10 protein-coding genes and 2 pseudogenes are annotated in these 17487 nt (G+C 71.5%); 6 read left to right on the top strand and 6 right to left on the bottom strand.

Annotated features, from left to right (window positions below; genetic code table 11):
- From JF597_RS35095 to JF597_RS35085, 3 genes are all read right to left on the bottom strand, one after another.
- Window positions 1–3416: discoidin domain-containing protein (locus JF597_RS35095; protein ID WP_294004752.1), on the bottom strand; the 3416-nt coding region annotated here is incomplete at its 3' end.
- 569 nt (window positions 3417–3985) lie between these two features.
- On the bottom strand, window positions 3986–4201 hold the full coding sequence (locus JF597_RS35090; RefSeq protein ID WP_294004750.1) for a DUF4177 domain-containing protein: 216 nt from the start codon (window positions 4199–4201) through the stop codon (window positions 3986–3988).
- 108 nt (window positions 4202–4309) lie between these two features.
- Window positions 4310–4813 (bottom strand): DUF1203 domain-containing protein, encoded by a 504-nt coding sequence (locus JF597_RS35085; protein WP_294004747.1) that lies wholly within the window; start codon window positions 4811–4813, stop codon window positions 4310–4312.
- 387 nt (window positions 4814–5200) lie between these two features.
- Here JF597_RS35085 and JF597_RS35080 point away from each other — a divergent pair, with 387 nt between their 5' ends.
- Window positions 5201–7342, top strand: coding sequence for a SpoIIE family protein phosphatase (locus JF597_RS35080; RefSeq protein WP_294004744.1), 2142 nt, complete (start codon window positions 5201–5203; stop codon window positions 7340–7342).
- A 33-nt stretch (window positions 7343–7375) separates the two neighbouring features.
- On the opposite strand, the gene JF597_RS35075 is transcribed toward JF597_RS35080, so the two are convergent.
- Window positions 7376–8560, bottom strand: a complete 1185-nt coding sequence (locus tag JF597_RS35075; RefSeq protein WP_294004742.1) for a type III polyketide synthase — start codon at window positions 8558–8560, stop codon at window positions 7376–7378.
- A 741-nt stretch (window positions 8561–9301) separates the two neighbouring features.
- Between JF597_RS35075 and JF597_RS35070 the strand changes: the two genes are divergently transcribed.
- Both JF597_RS35070 and JF597_RS35065 read left to right on the top strand, forming a co-directional pair.
- On the top strand, window positions 9302–9652 hold the full coding sequence (locus tag JF597_RS35070; RefSeq protein ID WP_294004770.1) for a DUF485 domain-containing protein: 351 nt from the start codon (window positions 9302–9304) through the stop codon (window positions 9650–9652).
- Entirely contained in the window at window positions 9649–11265 is a 1617-nt protein-coding gene (locus tag JF597_RS35065) for a cation acetate symporter (protein ID WP_294004739.1), read from the top strand. Before JF597_RS35070 ends, JF597_RS35065 begins: the two co-directional genes overlap by 4 nt.
- A 120-nt stretch (window positions 11266–11385) precedes the next feature.
- Here JF597_RS35065 and JF597_RS35060 read toward each other — a convergent pair whose 3' ends face one another.
- Window positions 11386–11592 (bottom strand): hypothetical protein, encoded by a 207-nt coding sequence (locus JF597_RS35060; RefSeq protein WP_294004736.1) that lies wholly within the window; start codon window positions 11590–11592, stop codon window positions 11386–11388.
- Between the two features lie 311 nt (window positions 11593–11903).
- On the opposite strand from JF597_RS35060, the gene JF597_RS35055 reads away from it, so the two are divergent.
- A complete protein-coding gene (locus JF597_RS35055; RefSeq protein ID WP_294004733.1) occupies window positions 11904–13424 on the top strand; it encodes a catalase in 1521 nt (506 codons plus the stop codon).
- A gap of 212 nt (window positions 13425–13636) precedes the next feature.
- Window positions 13637–15241 (top strand): serine/threonine-protein kinase, encoded by a 1605-nt coding sequence (locus JF597_RS35050; RefSeq protein WP_294004730.1) that lies wholly within the window; start codon window positions 13637–13639, stop codon window positions 15239–15241.
- 107 nt (window positions 15242–15348) lie between these two features.
- Here JF597_RS35050 and JF597_RS35045 read toward each other — a convergent pair.
- Window positions 15349–16256 (bottom strand): annotated as a pseudogene (locus JF597_RS35045) (MFS transporter); the annotation flags it as partial.
- A gap of 205 nt (window positions 16257–16461) precedes the next feature.
- Between JF597_RS35045 and JF597_RS35040 the strand changes: the two are divergent.
- A pseudogene (locus JF597_RS35040) lies at window positions 16462–17487 on the top strand (arabinofuranosidase catalytic domain-containing protein); the annotation flags it as partial.

Raw genomic sequence — 17487 nt, 5'->3', positions numbered from 1 at the left:
CCGTCGATCCGGGACGTGTAGTTGCCGAAGTAGGCGAAGCCGGCGAACGTCGAGCCGTTGGCCGTGGAGTCGGCACGGAAGCCGACGTCGGTGTTCTCATGCGAGGCGGGCGCGTGGAAGCGGGTGAACCAGGGGCCCGCTCCGACGACCTTGACCGCCTTGCCGTAGACCTGGAACTTGCTGGAGGTGTCGTAGTCACCGGCGGGCAGGTAGACGCCGACCAGCTTGCCCGTGGCGTCCATGCGGACCTTGTCGAGGGCGTTCTGCACGTCCTGCTGGGTGAAGCCGGCCGGGACCGTGTAGGCGGCCGGGTCCGGGTTCGCGACCGCGGTGGCCTGTTCGGTGTTGATGAAGTCGACGGCGTAGTAACTGGCGGTGTTCGCCGCGTCCTTCTGGAGGCGGATCTTGGAACCGGCGGGCACGGTCCTGCCCAGCAGCAGGTTCGCCTCGTCGTAGATGTGGCGCGGGGCGCCGGAGCCGGGCGAGTTGCCGGGCGCGGTCTCGCTGCCGTAGAGCCAGGCGTACTTCGAGGTGAGGTCGATCGCCTTGAGGAACTGGCCGTCCACGTAGACGTCGAGGGTGGCGTTGGTGCCGTCCGGGATCGCGAAGCGGGTGACCAGGGTGTTGGTCGCGGCGCGGGTCGTCCACTCGACGTACTCGCCGGTGGCGTCGAGGGTGACCGCCCTGCGGCCGCTCGCCTCGCCCGCGAAGTCGCCGATGGTGCGGTTGGGGCCGACGACCTTGGCGCCGCCGCCGACCGTGCCGTCCTCGGCCTCGTACATGTCGTACGGCATGTCGGCGCCTCGGCCGACGAACAGGTTCTGTGTGGTGGTGTTGTTGGTGCGCTTGACCGGCAGCTCGTTGGTGTCGTCTGCGATGATCGTCTTCACCGTGTACTTGCCGTTGACGGCCGTCCAGGAGCCGAGGCTGATCGGCGCGGTCGTCCGTCCGGACGCGATGGTGCCGTTGTAGGAGCCGCTGAGCGTCTTGACGGTCGCGCCGTTCGCGTCCTGGACCGTGAGGGTGACGCCGTGCGCGCCGGAGGCGGAGTCGATGGTCCCCTGATTCTTGAGGGCCACGGTGAAGGCGACGTTGTCGCCGGCCGAGGCGCTGGAGGGCGTCCAGGCGACCGGTGCGGCGACCAGGTCGGAGCTGGAGACCGGCTTCACGACGAGGGCGTCGGAGCGGGTGAAGGTGTTGTTGCCCTCGTTCTGCTCGACGACCTTGTTGGACGGGTCCACCGCGGCGCCGAGCGGGTAACTGCCCGCGTCCCGGGTGCCGATGCTCGCGGTGACCGTCGCCGAGGCGCCGGCCCCGAGGGCGGGGACGTCGGTCGTGGCCGCCTTGGTGCCGCCGAGGGTGAAGTCCAGGTCGGTGGCCTTGGCCGCCTTGCTGCCGCTGTTGGTGACGGTCGCGGACAGGCTGATGGCGTCCGACTCGACGGGCGCGGCGGGGGTGTTGGTGATGCCGGTGACCTTGAGGTCCGGGTTGGCGGCCGGGGTGCCGATCACCTGGAGCTCGCCGACCTGTCCGCCGGGGGCGCCGGTGTTGGAGGCGAACTTGAGCTGGATGTCGGCGGCGGCGCCGGAGACCGGGATGGTCACAGTGTTGCCGGTGGCCGGGTTGAACGTGTAGTCCTTGGCCGCGGCGAGGCTGGTGAAGGTGGTCGCGTCCTGGTCGCGGCCGAGCACCTGGATGTTCTGGGTGCGGGTGGACCAGGCCGGGTCCGGGTTGAGCTTGACGACGACCTGGCTGAGGTCGGCGTTGGCGCCCAGCTTGGTGGTGAGGGTGGCCGGGTAGGCGCCGCCCGCGCTCTCCCAGTAGGTGCCGATCTGGCCGTCGTTGGCGTTCGCGGCGACGTACGTGAACGTGTACGAGGAAGCCTCGATGGGCTTGCCCTGGGCCAGGTCGGAGCCCGCGCCGTTCCCGGGCCGGGTGACACTGTTGCTCGCCACCGACACGTTCCCGGCGGCGTCCTTCGCCTTCACGTAGTAGGTGACGGTGGCCGTCGCCGACGGGGTGTCGGTGTACGTCGTCGCGTCGCCCGCCACGGTCTTGAGGAGCTGGTCGTTGGCGTAGACGTCGTAGCCGGTGACCGCCACGTTGTCGCTCGACGCCTGCCAGGTGAGCTTCACGTCGTTGCCGGACTGCGTGTAGGCGAGGTTGCCGGGCGCCGTGGGGGCCTGGGTGTCGCCGCTCGCGCCCTTGCGGGTGACGCTGTTGCTGTCGGCGGAGACGTTGCCCGCGGCGTCCTTGGCCCGCACGAAGTACGTGACGTCGGTGCCGGCCGGCTGGGTGTCGGTGTAGGTCAGGACGTTCCCGGCGACGCTCGCCCGCAGCTGACCGTTGGCGTAGACGTCGTACCCGGTCACGCCCGTGTCGTCGGTGGCCGCGCTCCAGGTCAGTTTGATCTGCCCGGAGGCCGGTTCGGTGTAGGCCAGGTTGGCCGGCGCGGTGGGTGCCTGGGTGTCACCGGTGGCCGGTCCGTAGACCTCCAGCTCGGACGCCTGCCCCGCGGGCCAGCCGTCGTTGGAGGTGAAGTACGCCCGCACGTACCGCGTGGTGGTCGTGTCGAAGCTGATGGTCGCCGACTGGTCGTCGGAGCTGTTGAAGGCGTACGCCTTCGACGCCGTCAGGTCGGTGAAGTTCTGGTTGTCGGTGGAGCCCTGGATCTTGAGCGTCTGGTTGCGGCTCGGCCAGCCGCTGGGGAGCCGCAGCGTCACCTGGTTCACCTGGACCGAGGAGCCGAGGTCGACCTCGAGCCACTGCGGGAAGGCGTTGTTGGTGCTCTCCCAGTAGGTGTCGCGGTTGCCGTCACCGGCGTTGGCCGCGGCGTAGACGTCGGCGTGGCCGCTCTCGCTGAACGGCTTGCCGAGTGCGAGGTTGGGCGTCGAGGCGGCGGTCGTGAGGACCTGCATCTCCGCGAGCTGGGCGGTGCCGGCTACCGAGTTGGCGCTGAAGTCGGCCCGCACGTAGCGGGCGAGGGTCGCGGGGAAGGCGACCTTGACCGTGTTGTCGTTGCCCGGACCGAACACGTACTGCGCCGTCGGCTTGAGGGTGGCGAAGCTCTTGCCGTCGGCGCTGCCCTGGAGCGCCAGCGTCTGCTTGCGGGTCTGCCACCGCTCGGGCAGCCGCAGCACGACCTCGCGGACGCGCCTGGTCCGCCCGAGGTCGGTCTGGACCCACTGGGCCGTCTTCTTTCCGGCCTGCCAGTAGGTGTCGGTGTCGCCGTCGGTGATGTTGGCGGCCGCGTGCGCGGCGCGGGCGCTGCCTGCCGTGGTCGCGGTGTCCGCGGCGGCGTTCGGGCCGGCGGCCGCGTGCGCGCCGACGGCCGGCAGGCCCAGAACCATGACGGCGGAGGCGAGCACGGCGGTCGCGGCGCGCCGTCTCCAGGATCTCGGCTTGTGTCGAGTCATGCGGGGTCACTTCCTGCGGAGGCTCGCACGCCGATGGCGGCGAGGGCGGCTCGTTCCTGGCGGAGTGGTGCAGAAAGGTGCAGGGCGATGCGGTGACGCAATGCGCAGACTTTTGCATTGTTTCATCGAAATATTGCAGAGCGGTGTGACCACGTCCACTGTCAGGACTGCACAGATTTCACCAGAAGCACCCACGCGCGAGCGCTGGGGATGGCACCTGAGTCGCGTCTAGAACCTGGAGACCTTGCATGCTGCACGTGCACCCCACAGCGCAAGTGAACGCAAGATGCGCAAATTATTGCGCTCGTAGGCGCCGCGACTCGACAGACAAAGAGGGCTCAGAGTGAAGGACGAGGCGCCTCGGACGCCCGGTCCCCGAACGGGCAAAGCGGCGGCACGCTCGTGTTCCTGTCGTTACGGACCCGGTGGCCGACGGCTGCCCACCGGGCCGGGACGATCACCACATCGCCTTTCGGCCGCTTGCGCGCGGGTCCGCGTCATGGAGGACGGCGAACGCCCCCGGACCACGGCGGGTCGGGGGGCGTCGGCTTGCTGTCGGCTGCGTCCCGTCAGCCGCGGGGACGCTCGAAGGTCAGGAGCAGACCCTCGACGGCTCCGGGGCCTATGCGGCCCTTGACGTCGGCGGAGGTGATGGCCTTGAGGGCCCAGCCGTCCTCGGCGTGCTTGTTGAGGACCTTCTCCAGCTTGTCGCTGTCCAGCGCGTCGCCGATCAGCGACTCCCGGAACGACACGACCTTGTATTCGTAGGCGTAGGCACTGCTCATGACTGCGTGGTCCTCCTGCCGGCAGAGCCGGGTCGGGGTGGATTCGGCCAGGGCCACCCAATCATCCCGGGGTGCCGTGCCGCAGCGCCGGGCCTCTGTTTCCCGGTTTCAGGGGCGGTCCACGCGGAAGTGGTAGCAGCCGTATTCGACGGCACGCACGTGGACTTGGGCGGTCTCGGGGTCGGCGAAGGCCTCGGCCAGCGCATGGGCGAACGCCGCTTGGGCGTCGTCGGGAAGCTCCAGGAGGCGACCGCCCGTGATGTGCCCTCGGCCGTCGTAGCGGCGCAGGACGCGCAGCGCGCCCGGGCGGGCCCACGGGTAGCCGGGGTGCTCGTCGGCCGGGCCGCCGCAGTCCTCGGCGTGGACGAAGACCGGCCCCTGCTCGTCGTAGGCCCCGGGGTCGGCGCCGGTCCGTGCCGCCCAGCGGCGCAGCGGGGCGTAGGAGAGCAGGGCGATCCGCTCACCTGCCGCACTCGACCGCAGGCAGCAGCGCAGGGGCGCGCCGCCTTCGTCGTCCGGGTACGGGCGTGGCGGATTCCCGGCGTCGTCACGGACCCGGAGCTCCTTGAGGTCCGTGGCGGAGATGGGGAGGGGTGGGAAGGCGGTGGTCATGCCGTTCAGCGTGGCCCGGTACGACCCGGATCACCGGCGGGTATCGGACTCCGATGTCCGTCTCCGCAGGTGATACGGGCAACCGGCCGCCCACTCCCCCGTCGGCTCGGCCGCCCCGGTGGCGGCCGTCGCGCCCTCCCTGCGCGGCAGCCCGATGGGGCCGGACGAAACGGAGGGGCGTACGCCCGGAGCGCGCGCGGGTCGGTCACAACGGAGCGTCCTCGACACTACTCACGGTTTGTATCGTTTTGGTCACTTTTACGCCTTCGGCGAGCAGGGTATTTGTGTTACTCATGAGAGGTGCGGGAGAGGGTGCTCGGGACCTGCCCGCATGGACTCGGGAAGATCTGCCGGTACGCGCCGGAGTCAGCGAGCTGTGTGAGCTGCATGGACCCCACACCCTCCTCTGCTTCGCCGTTCGACACGGTCAGCGGCGCCCTCGGGGACTACATCCCGAAGGGCGGAGCAACGGCGGTGGGTGAGAAGCGCGCCTCGGGGGCCGACGGCGATACCGAGGGCGGCGAACGGATCCTCGGGGTGGTCACTCTCGACCGGGATCTGAGGATCAGCGGCGCCAACCTGGACGCCGCCCCGTTCGCGGGGGTCAGCGCCGCACCGGGGGCCGCCTTCGCCGACCTGCTGCCGCCCGGAGACGTCCCTACGGTCACACAGCGGCTGCAACGGGTCCTCGAGACACGGGAGGCGCATGTCGCCCGGGTCCAGCGCCTGCGGCGGGCCGACGGCTCGGAGCTGGTGGTCTCGATGAGCATCCTGCCGGCCGCGCCACCGCAGGAGGGCCTGACGGTCTCGCTGATCGCCATGGCCAAGCGGCTGCACCTGTACGCCTCCGCCACCGCGATCGGGACCTCCCTGGACATCGGGGAGACCGCGCAGTCCCTGGCCCAGTCCCTGCTGGCCTGGGGGGACGTGGCCGCCGTCAACCTCGACTACGCCGTGTGGACGGGCGAGGCGGTCACCGAGCAGGCGCAGGAGCGCATCCGGCTGCGGCGGGCGGCCCTGGTGCCGGACCGGGCCTGGCCCGAGGGATACCTGACGCCCGGGGACAACCTCCCGCGCGAGGCGAGCCGACTGCTGGCCGGTGCGGTCATGCGCGACGACGTTCCACAGGCCGTCGTCATTCCGGACCGTGCGGCGATCGAGCGCGCGCTGGACGACCCGCGGCTGGTGCGCGCCCTGGTGCCCGGCAACCGGCCGGTGAGTGTCGCCTGCATACCGCTGGTCGTGGAAGGACCGGAGGGCACGCCGGGACCCATCGTGCTGGGCGTGACGGAGGTCTGGCGGCGGCCGGAGTGCCTCTTCGGCGACGGTGAACTGCTCGATCTCCAGGAGCTCGTGGCCAAGACCGCCCGGCACGTGGACCTGGCCCGACAGCACCAGCGCGAGCACGCCCAGGTCCTGGCGCTGCAGCGCCGGCTGCTGCCGCGGACCGGCAGCGACACCATCGAGGTCGCCAGCGTCTACCAACCCACCACCCCGGACAGTGCGGGCGTCGGCGGTGACTGGGTGAACAGCTTTCCGCTGCCGGGGGACCGTACCGCGCTGGTGGTCGGTGACGTCGTGGGGCACGGCCTGGGAGCCGCTGCGGCCATGGGCCAGCTGAGCGTGGAGGCACGCGCACTGCTGTCGGCGGGGCTGGGCCCCGGGGAGGTGCTGGAGCGTCTGGACGAGACCGTCACGCTGCTGGACGACACGGACGCCGGCCTCGCCGCCGGATACAGCGCGCTGGGCTCGACGTGCTGCATCGCCGTCTACGATCCGGTCGACCACCGGGTGCTGATCTCCAACGCCGGCCACCTGCCCCCGGTCCTCGTCCATCCCGACGGCTCCGCCGAGACCGTCGCGGAGCAGCCGCACCCAGCCCTCGGAGCGGAGTTCGTCGTACGGGAGCCGTTCGAGGTGCACCAGTTCGCCGCGCCCCCCGGCTCGCTTCTCGTCCTCTACACCGACGGCCTGGTGGAGGATCCGGCGGCCTCGATCGACGACGGCATCGGCCGGCTGACGGACGTGGTGCGCGAGGTGCATCCCTGGGACGATCTCCAGCAGGCCGCGCGTCGCGTGGTCGCCCGGCTGGGCCCGCAGGAGCCGCTGCGCGACGACGTCACCCTGCTTCTGGCACGGATGGCCGGGCGGCGCGGCCGGGACAGCGCCACCTGGCGGCTGCCCTCCGGGGACGACACCGCCGCCCGGGTCCGCGCCCTGGCCGCTCCCCTCCTGCGGCGTTGGCACATCGGCGAACAGGCCCGCAGCAGCGCGCTGCTGGTGCTCAGCGAACTGGTCACCAACGCAGTCCGGTTCGGCACCGGGCCCGTCACGGTGCGGCTGGTGCGGGCCGGAAGCCGGCTGACCTGCGAGGTCGGCGACACCGGCAACGGCCGGCCGCGCCTGCGCCGCGGTGACCTGCTCGACGACGACGGGCGTGGTCTGTACGTCGTCCACAAGCTGACCGCGCGCTGGGGGGTGCGGTGGACGGAGACGGGCAAGGCCGTCTGGGCGGAACTGGAGGGATAGCGGCGGTGCCGCGATGAGAGCGGCGGGCCTCCGCTACAGCCACTCCCCTTCCAGTGCGGTGGCCGTCAGCCCGGGCGCGGCCGCGTACAGCACCGTACGGCTGCCCGGCTTCTGGCCCGCGTCGTGCGCACGGCCCAGGATGTCGAGTACGGCGGCACCGCCGCGGTTGCCCGTGGTGTAGCTGTCCCGGCTGTGGGCCAGCAGCCCCTCCGGCCACCCCTCGGGCATCGTCTCTTCCATGTACTCCAGTACCCGCGTCCCGCCGGGGTGCGCGAGCAGCAGGTCGGGATGCCAGGAGTGCGCGTCGTCCTGGTGACGCGTACGCAGCCACTCCCACATCGCGGCCACGGTCTCCTGCACGGCGCGCGGTCCCCGGCGGTCCATCACGAAATGCGTGCCGTCCTCCCGGGTTTCCAGCCGGTGCAGGTCGGTGGTGCCGGGCAGGGTGTGGTGCCAGGCCGCGTCCAGCCGCAGGACCGACTCCGGCCGGGGGCGGCCGGTGACGGCCACGGCGACGGCGGTGTCCGCGAAGAGCAGCCGCACGATCAGTGACTCCAGCGTGTCGTCGGCGGGCTGGTAGGTGGTGCTCAGCGCCTCCGATATCACGACCAGCACCACCCGGTCGGGGTCCGCGGCGACCAGGTCGGCCGCCAGTGCCAGCGAGCGGGTGCCGGCGATGCAGGCCCACTGGGTGGCCGGCAGCAGCAGTACATCGTCGCGCAGTCCGAGGCGGTTGAGGAGGGACAGGTCGAGCCCCGGCAGGGCCGGGGTGGTGGAGTGACTGGTGATCAGGCAGTCGACGTCGGTGGTGTCCAGTCCGGCGGACCGCAGGGCGTCGCGGGCCGCGCGTTCCCCGTACGCCTGCACGGCCGCCCAGGCCGGCGCGGTGCGCTCCTGTATGGTCTGCGACGCCGGTATCGCCTCCAGGGCTGCGATCGCGCGGTCGACCTCGTGCTCGGTGAACCCGTGGTGGGCGAGTGCCGCACGGGCCGGGCCCGCACCCGGAGTTCGCAGGCCCGTGCCGCTGCCGGGTGCGGCGGCCGTCGCCAGCGGCAGCATCCATCCCCGGGAGTCGATCCCCGTGCTCGCGGCGATGCCGTCGATCCGGGGAAGCCACGGCGCCTGCGGCTGCCGGCCGCGGACCTCCGCGAGGATCTCGCCGGTCTTCACGGCATGTTCGCCTTGTACTACGGCTGGAGGAGTCAGATAGGCGCCCATAGCACGCATCTTTCAGAGAAAGCTCGTAAATGGTGTGAAGTGTCCGAAACCTGCCTGATTGCACAGAGCGGAATCAAGACGCTGTGATTGCAATGTACTTCGCATTCGACAACTCCCGGGCTGCCCCATGTGCCCGCGGAGCCATGGCTGTTCCTTCCTGCGCCCGCCCGGCCGCAGCGCAAGATCGCCCGGACTAGATCGTTGCCGAGCAAATTCCTTACATCTGCGAGAAGTTGAACGAGGTACGGGACGGGCCTCCCGTCCGAGACCGACGCCACTCATGAAGTGCGTCACAGCCGCGCTCCGCACGGGCGGGCCAACCGGCGGGCGGCCTGGGGCTCATGAGGTGTGCGACGGCGCACTTTTCGAAGCAATCACGCCACCGCGCGCTCCGCCCATGCTTCATCACCTCCTGGCGGAGATCCCAACGTCAGCCCCGCGCACGGCGGGCCATATCCATCGACTCCGGCCGCACCCCTGGCGGACAGCGCCCACGCCGGAGACCATGGCGCCCTGCTCACCCGACCGCTCCCTCACAAGACGACGTCCTGGACGACCGGCGCACACGGCTTCCCACCAGCTCCCGGCCGCACGGCGTGCGGCCGGCCGAACCGCCCTCCCCGCTCGCGGCCCGTCACGACCGGACCCGGTCCCCACCGAGGAGTTGCCGAAATGTCCTATGATGTGCCCGAATTACCCTCGGACCGGCGTCCGTACGACCGCCCGTCCCCGACCTGGTCGATGGGCGAGGAGCCGTACGCAACCCTTCCGGCGAGCCCCCGCTCAGGTGCCCACCGCACCCTGCGCCGGCTGCGGCGGGCGTACCGCTGGCACCGGCGGGTGGCGACCATCACCGCGCTCGGCTACTTCGCCGCCTTCCTGACCCTGACCGTCAAGGCACCTTCCCTGATGGCCCGCCCGGGCCCAGGTGGTCTGCCCACCGGACTGCTCCTCGCCCTGGCCCAGATCCCCGTGACCTGGCTGGCGGTCCTTCTCTACGAAGCCGCCGCGCACCGCTTCGTGGATCCCCTGGCGCGGCGCGCCCGCCGTCAGACGGGCGTGGCCGTCGCGGACCCGGAGCAGGCGCCGTGACCGGGTTGGGCGGCTCCGCCCAGTCCTGGTCCCTCGTCGCGTTCTGCTCGGTCGTCGCCCTCACCCTGCTGCTGTGCGTGCTGACCGGCCCGGAGGCGGACGACCTCGCCGAGTTCTACACCGGCTACCGGTCCCTGTCGCCGTTGCGCAACGGGCTGGCCGTCGCCGGTGACTACATCTCCGCCGCCACCGTCCTCACCATCGGGGGGATCATCGCCCTGTGCGGCTTCGACGGCATCGTCCTCGCGCTCAGCGCCCTGCTGTCCCTGCTGCTGCTGATGTTCCTGCTGGCCGAGCCCCTCCACAACACCGGCCGCTACACCATGGGCGACGCGCTGGCCCGCCGTCACCCGGCCCGGTCGGTCCGTGTCACGGCCTGCCTGGTCACCCTCGCCGCACTCGTCCCGATGATGGTCGTACAGCTCGCCGGGGTCGGTGAACTCCTGGCGTACGTCCTCGGGTTCGCCGACACCGGCATGAAGAACGGGTGCGTGGCCGGGGCCGGTGTCCTCATGATCAGTTACGCGGCGCTCGGCGGGATGCCCGGCACCGCGCTGGTCCAGATCATCAAGACCGTGGCGCTGCTCGGCTCGGGGCTGGTCGTGAGCGTGCTGATCCTGCGCGCGTTCGACTGGCAGCCCCAGGCGCTGTTCCACGCGGCGGCCGGGCGGAGCGGGGCGGGCGACGCCTATCTGACCTGGGGTCTGCAGTACTCCAGCAGCCCGCATCCGGCCCTGGACATGGCCAGTACCCAGGGCGCCATCGTGCTGGGCGGCGCCTGTCTGCCCCACGTCACGATGCGGATGTACACGGCGGGCACGCCGCGCCAGGTCCGCAGGGCGATGTCCTGGGCGGTCTCGTCGGTGACCCTTTTCATCCTGATGCTCACGCTGATCTGCACCGGCGCGACCGCGCTGGTCGGTCACGACCGCATCGCCGCCGCCGACGCGCACGGCACCACCGCCTACCTCCTGGGCGCCCGCGCCGCGTTCGGCACCTCGCTCTCCCGGCCGGAGAGCCTGCTCTTCGCCACCGTCACCACCGCCGTCTTCCTCACCCTGCTCGCCTCCGTCGCCAGCATGACGCTGGCGTGCGCCAACACCCTCGCCCACGACCTGACGGCGTCCCGCGCCACTCCCCCGGCACCGGCCCGGGAACTCGCCCTCGCCCGGTGCAGCGCCCTCGCCGTGGGCCTCCCCACCATTTTCCTGGCCGTCCTCGCCCAGCACCGCAGTCTTCAGCCACTGGCGACGGTCTCCTTCACGCTGGGCGCCTCCGCCATCGCCCCCGCGCTCCTCTACACCCTCTTCTGGCGCCGTTACACGCGCACGGCGCTCCTGGCCACCCTCGTCGTGGGCTCGCTGACCGTGCTGGTCCTGGCCCCAGGTACCACCCTGGTCTCCGGGACACCGCTGTCCGCCTTCCCCGAGGCCGACTTCGCCTGGTTCCCCTACAACACGCCGGCGCTCGTCTCCGTGCCGGCCGGCTTCCTCACCGGCTGGCTCACCACCCTCCTGGCGGGCCGGCGGTCGGCCCACCGCGAACGCAGCCGCTACGCGTCCCACGAGCGACACCTGCTCACCGGTTCACCCCCACGCCATTCGACCCGCTAGGCAGTCGCCGGGCACGGCGGGAGGGGCGAGAGCGGTCGCCCCTCCCGGCCCGGGCCGCCGCGGGGGAGCCGGGCCGGGGCCGGACGGACCTGGTCGGCGAAACGGACGTGCTCGAAGGACCTATTTGGCCGGGGGCCGGTCCTGCAGGCCGGTGGTCATCGACGCGGCAGCCGCGTTGAGACCCGCCACCGCGGCCTTGGGCAGCGCCCCGGCGACCTTGGTGGCGATGTCACGGGAGGGACCAGGGGCGGTTCCGTCCGCGTGGGCGGGGGCGGCGAGAGCCACGCCCGTCAGCGCGAGCGCGGCAGCAGTGATGATCCTCTTCATGCACTGAGGAACGACCGTCCGCGGCCGTGGACACGACCGGCTGCCGCTCTCCCCGAAAAAGCGTCCCTGGCCCCGAGTGGCGGCTCCGGCCCGCTGGGACCAGGCTGGATGCCGGAGAGCCGGGCCGGGCGGCCGTCGGCACACGGCTCGGGCACCGGGCGCGGGGCGCTCGGTGTTTGTCTCGCTCACGCCGGGTCACCCGCCACTCAGGGGCGCGGCCACGGGTGTCCCGACCGGTCGGCGGCCCCCGCAAGGACCCCAGGCCCCGCAAGGACCGGCACCCACTGCTCCGTGCGGAGAAAGGCAGAGTCATGACGCAGAAGCCACCCCTCACCACGACCGACTCCGGTGCCCCCGTCGAGAGCGACGAGCACTCGCTGACCGTGGGGCCCGGGGGACCGATCCTGCTGCAGGACGCCTATCTGATCGAGCAGATGGCACAGTTCAACCGCGAGCGGATCCCCGAGCGCCAGCCGCACGCCAAGGGGAGCGGCGCGTTCGGTCACTTCGAGGTGACCGAGGACGTCAGCGCCTACACCATGGCCGGCCTCTTCCAGCCCGGCACCCGCACCGACCTGGTCATTCGCTTTTCCACGGTCGCCGGTGAGCGCGGCAGTCCGGACACCTGGCGCGACCCCCGCGGTTTCGCGGTGAAGTTCTACACCAGCCAGGGCAACTACGACATGGTCGGCAACAACACGCCGGTGTTCTTCGTGAAGGACCCGATGAAGTTCCAGCACTTCATCCGGTCCCAGAAACGCCGTGCGGACAGCAACCTGCGCGACCACGACATGCAGTGGGACTTCTGGACGCTGTCCCCGGAGTCCGCCCACCAGGTGACCTGGCTGATGGGCGACCGAGGCATCCCCCGTACCTGGCGCCACATGAACGGCTACACCTCGCACACGTACATGTGGATCAACGCCAAGGGCGAGCGGTTCTGGGTGAAGTACCACTTCAAGACCGACCAGGGCATCGAGTTCTTCACCCAGCACGAGGCGGACCAGATGGCCGCCGTCGACACGGATTACCACATGCGCGACCTGTTCGAGCACATCCGTGACGGCCAGTTCCCCAGCTGGACCCTGTACGTGCAGCTCATGCCGTACGCGGATGCCGCGGGTTACCGCTTCAACCCGTTCGACCTCACCAAGGTGTGGCCGCACGGTGACTATCCGCTCGTCCCGGTCGGACGGATGACCCTGGACCGCAATCCGACCGACAACCACGCCGAGATCGAGCAGGCGGCGTTCCAGCCCAACAACTTCGTTCCCGGGATCGGGCCCAGCCCGGACCGCATGCTGCTGGCCCGGCTGTTCTCCTACGCGGACGCCCACCGGCACCGGATCGGCGCCAACTACCAGCAGCTCCCGGTGAACGCCCCCGTCGTCGACGTCCACACGTACTCCAAGGACGGGGCGATGGCCTACCGCAAGACGTCCGACCCGGTGTACGCCCCGAACTCCAAGGGCGGCCCCGTCGCCGACCCCGCCCGCTTCGGGCCGCCGCCCACCTGGGAGGCGGACGGCGAGATCGTCCGCGCCGCGTACCTCTCCCACCCCGAGGACGACGACTGGGGCCAGCCCGGCACCATGGTCCGGGAGGTACTGGACGACGCCGCCCGCGACCGTCTGGTCGACAACGTCGTGGGGCATCTGCTCAACGGCGTGAGCGAGCCGGTCCTCCAGCGCGCGTTCACGTACTGGTCGAACATCGACGAGACGATCGGCAAGCGCATCGCCGACGGCGTCCGCGCCAAGGGTGACGAGAAGGACCCCAAGGCCGCCGAACAGGGCAGTCCGGCACGACGCTCCATGCAGGACAAGGCCTGACCCCGTCCGCGACCGGCGGACGGCGAACGGGAAGGGTGCCGTGCGGGCCCAGGGCTCGCACGGCACCTCTGCGTGCCCGGCTTCCCCGTACGCACCGCACCAACTGATATGAATACCTCACCGCAGGCCATGTCCACGCGGATGCCGAGGGGGGCTCCGTGCGCAGCTGGTGGGCCGCCCGGTCACGACGCGCGCACCGCCCGGAGACGTTCATGAGAAGTCCCGATCCCACGGATCCGCCCGCCGTCGGCGGCTACCCGCTGCTGGCGCGGCTCGGGGAGGGAGGCATGGGTCAGGTCTTCCTCTCCCGTACGTCCTCCGGCCGGCCGCTGGCGCTGAAGACCGTGCGGAGCGAACTCGGCCTGGATCCGGGGTTCGAGGAACGGTTCGCGCGTGAGATCGCCAGCAGCGACCAGGTCCGTTCGCCGTGGACGGTCTCGGTCGTCGACTACAGCGCCCCGGGGCAGCGGCCGCAGTGGCTGGCCACGGAGTACGTCGCGGCGCCGACCCTCGCCGACTGGGTGCACCGGCACGGACCGTTGCCCGAGGCCGCGGTCCTGGCCCTGGGAGCCGAACTCGCCGAGGGGCTGCGGGCCGTGCACCGGGCGGGGCTCGCGCACCGGGACGTGAAGCCGTCCAACGTGCTGCTCGGCCGCCACCATCCGCTGCTCATCGACTTCGGTATCGCCCGGGCCGCCGACGACACCCGCCACACCCGCACGGGCGGCGTCATCGGCTCGCCCGGATACATGGCTCCCGAGCAGGTCACGGGCGGGGCCGCGGCGGAGCCCGGCGACGTCTTCGCGCTCGCGGCGGTCCTGGTGTACGCGGCCACGGGTGCAGGGCCCTTCCTGCGCCGTGGAGAGGAGCCCTCGGCGGCGCAGCTGCTCTACCGGATCGTGCACGAGGAGCCCCGGCTCGACGGCGTGCCGCCGTCCCTGCTGCCGGTGCTGGCGGCCTGTCTTCACAAGGCGCCGCAATCCCGTCCCACCGCGCAGGAGTTGCTGGAGCAGCTCGGAACCGGCTCCCCGGAGTGGGTCACCGTACCGCCGCCGGGTCTGGCCGAGGACCTCGCCGCGCGGGAGGCCGAGCTGCGGGCCCTGCTGGAGGCGTCGACCGCCACCGTCCCGCCGCGGATTGCGCCGGCGCCTCCGCCGCTTGCGCCCGCGCCGCCGGGGTTCGGTCCGGCGCCGGTGTACGGTCCGCCGACCGGGAGCGGCCCCTTTCCCCCTGCCGCCCGGAGCGGGCCGGGGCGTTCCCGGACGGCGATCGTGGCCGTCGGAGTGCCGGTCGTCGCCGCGGCCGTCGCCGTGGCGGTCTGGTGGGGCGGATCCGGGGACGGCAAGGCCACGGGCGGTACGACTCCGCCGGCGACGCCCTCGCCCTCCGCGTCCCCGTCCGGCCCGGCAGCGGCGGACGCGCTGCCCGCGTCCTGGGTCGGGACCTGGCAGGGCACCGGTCCCGGCAGCACCGCGGGCGACGGCGTGTTCAACGCCCGTACGACGAAGGTGTCCGTGACCCTCACCCTGCATGCCGCCGAGCGGGGAGATCTGGTGGGCCGGCAGGTCAGCCATGTGACCGAGGCGGGCAGCGGGGACGACATCGGCTGCACCGAGACCTTGCGGCTGCAGGAGACACACGAAACGTCGATGGTGTTCCAGGCGGTCACCAGCACCCCCACGGATCCTTCGCTGGGTGTGGCGTGCAGACCCGGCAACGTCTACACCCTGTCCAAGGAGGGATCGGACACCCTGGCGCTCGGCGACGAAGGCAGCCAGACGGTGGGTTCCCCGACCCGTCTCGAGCGCGTCACCTGACCACGACCACCGGCTGCGCGTCGCCTGCGCCGACGGGCGCGAGTCCGAGATCGACCGTCCCAAGGCCGACCTGTGCCCCCGACAGCCGCCCGGTCCCGCAGGCACGCGGCGTAGAGCTCCTTCGACGTGCTGATCATCCGGCGCTGTTCCGCGCGTGAACCGACCATGGGGCGGGAGCCGGCGAGCGGGACCTGGGCGCTCTCCGGCAGGAAGCGGACGGTCAGCAGGCCGATCGCGCCGGCCAGCATCAGGTAGTAGGCGGGCATCAGGTCGTCGCCTGTGGCGTTGACCAGGGCCGCGGTCACCAGCGGTGTGGTGCCGCCGAAGGCCGCGACCGCGATGTTCAAGCCCATCGCGGCATAGCGGACGGCCGTGGGGAAGAGGGCCGGGAGGGTCGCGGCGCTCGGCGCGGCGAAGCAGGCCAGCAGGGTGGCGAGGAGCAGCACGCCGAGGACGGGCGGCCAGGTGCCGTGCATCCTGATCAGCTGGAAGGACGGCACCGCGAGCAGGATCATGGCGGCCGCGGAGATCCCGTAGACGGGACGCCGTCCGATCCGGTCGCTGAGCCGCCCGACGAAGGTGATCAGCACGACGATCCAGACCATGCCGATCAGCACCAGGAGGTCGGCCGAGCCGCTGGAGCGGTGCAGGGGCTCGGACTGGTACGTCGGCAGGTATCCGGTGACCATGTAGTTGGTGACGTTGTACAGCAGCACCAGGCCCATGCAGACGAGCAGCGCGGGCCAGTGCCGCGTCACGATGGTCCGGAACTCGCTGTGCGCCGAGTCCTGGGCGAGGCGCCGAAGTCGAACCACTCCATGCAGTTGCCGAGCGCCGACGCGCCGACCGCGCGCCGCAGCGGCGGGGGTTCGACGATCTGGACGTCGTCGCTGCGCAAGGCCCGGTTGTTCCGCCGGAGCCTGCGTACGAGATCGTCGCGGACCTGCCGGGGCAGTTCCGTGACCGGCGCCGGCGGGGTGGCCGGGCCGGGTTCACGCAAGTGCACACCGCCCACCACACCGGTTGCCCCGGAACGGCGCTGTTCACACGCGCGTCCCGGGCTCCCGCAACCACCGCCCTCCAGGCTTGGTCTGAACCAAAAAGGAAACAAATATTGACGGACTCGAACAGCGTGCGTAAGTTCCGGGCCGAGCCGATCTGAGAGCTGTGTCGCCGCACGGCAGTGCGGCCTCCCCCACTCCAGCCTCGAAGGGACGTGCATGCCCGGATCCCCGCCCCCGAATGTCATGAACTCGCCAAGCGTCTGGATCCGTTGGCCGCGGGTGGCGGCCGTCCTCGCCTCCTTCGGACTCGCTCTCGGGCTGCTGCTCGGGTTCCCGGCCGACTCGCAGGCCGCCGGCTCGCCGCCGTGTGACATCTACGCCGCGGCGGGTACCCCGTGCGTGGCCGCGCACAGCGTCACCCGCGCCCTGCTGTCCTCCTACGACGGCCCGCTGTACCAGGTGACCCGCGTCTCGGACGGCGCCACCGCCGACATCGGGCCCCTGACGCAGGACGGGTACGCCGACGCGGCGGCCCAGGACGCCTTCTGTGCTGCCGACGGCGGCTGCCGGGTCACGAGGATCTACGACCAGAGCGGCCGGCACAACGACCTCACGCCCGGGCCCGCCGGTACCGCCGGCACGGGTGCCGACCGGGGTGCCGACGCGTCCGAGATCGCCGTCACGGCGGGCGGCCACAAGGTGTACGGGCTGTGGATCTCACCGGGCGTGGGCTACCGCTACACCGGCGTCGCCTCGGGTGTCGCCGTCGGCGGACAGCCCGAGGGCGCGTACATGGTGGCGAGCGGCACCCATGTCGGATCCGCCTGCTGCTTCGACTACGGCAACGCCGAGCGCACCCCGGCCGACACCGGCAACGGGCACATGGACGCCGTTTCCATCGCCACCACCTGCTACTTCGCGCCGTGCACCGGGAACGGCCCGTGGGTGGAGGCCGACCTGGAGAACGGCATGTTCCAGGGCGACAACGGCTCCAACACCGCGAACCGGGGCAACGGCTCCACCTTCGTCACCGCCGTGCTGAAGAACAACGGGCAGACCCGGTACGCGCTCAAGGGCGGCGACTCCCGGGCCGGGGGGCTGTCCACGTGGTGGGACGGGGCGCTGCCGACGCGGGGCGGGTACCGGCCCATGCAGCAGGAGGGCGGCATCATCCTGGGCATCGGGGGCGACAACAGCAACTGGAACCGGGGGACCTTCTTCGAGGGCGTGATGGTCTCCGGC

The organism is Streptomyces sp. (genome assembly GCF_019510245.1).
GTDB lineage: Bacteria > Actinomycetota > Actinomycetes > Streptomycetales > Streptomycetaceae > Streptomyces.
The sequence above is the reverse complement of the archived record's forward strand: the minus strand, read 5'-3'. Positions and strand labels throughout refer to the sequence as shown.

Coding starts and splice junctions, on each gene's coding strand:
- JF597_RS35050 (WP_294004730.1), top strand. CDS start 13,637: ATGAGAAGTCCCGATCCCACGGATCCGCCCGCCGTCGGCGGCTACCCG.
- JF597_RS35060 (WP_294004736.1), bottom strand. CDS start 11,592: ATGAAGAGGATCATCACTGCTGCCGCGCTCGCGCTGACGGGCGTGGCT.
- JF597_RS35070 (WP_294004770.1), top strand. CDS start 9,302: ATGGGCGAGGAGCCGTACGCAACCCTTCCGGCGAGCCCCCGCTCAGGT.
- JF597_RS35055 (WP_294004733.1), top strand. CDS start 11,904: ATGACGCAGAAGCCACCCCTCACCACGACCGACTCCGGTGCCCCCGTC.
- JF597_RS35090 (WP_294004750.1), bottom strand. CDS start 4,201: ATGAGCAGTGCCTACGCCTACGAATACAAGGTCGTGTCGTTCCGGGAG.
- JF597_RS35080 (WP_294004744.1), top strand. CDS start 5,201: ATGGACCCCACACCCTCCTCTGCTTCGCCGTTCGACACGGTCAGCGGC.
- JF597_RS35085 (WP_294004747.1), bottom strand. CDS start 4,813: ATGACCACCGCCTTCCCACCCCTCCCCATCTCCGCCACGGACCTCAAG.
- JF597_RS35075 (WP_294004742.1), bottom strand. CDS start 8,560: ATGGGCGCCTATCTGACTCCTCCAGCCGTAGTACAAGGCGAACATGCC.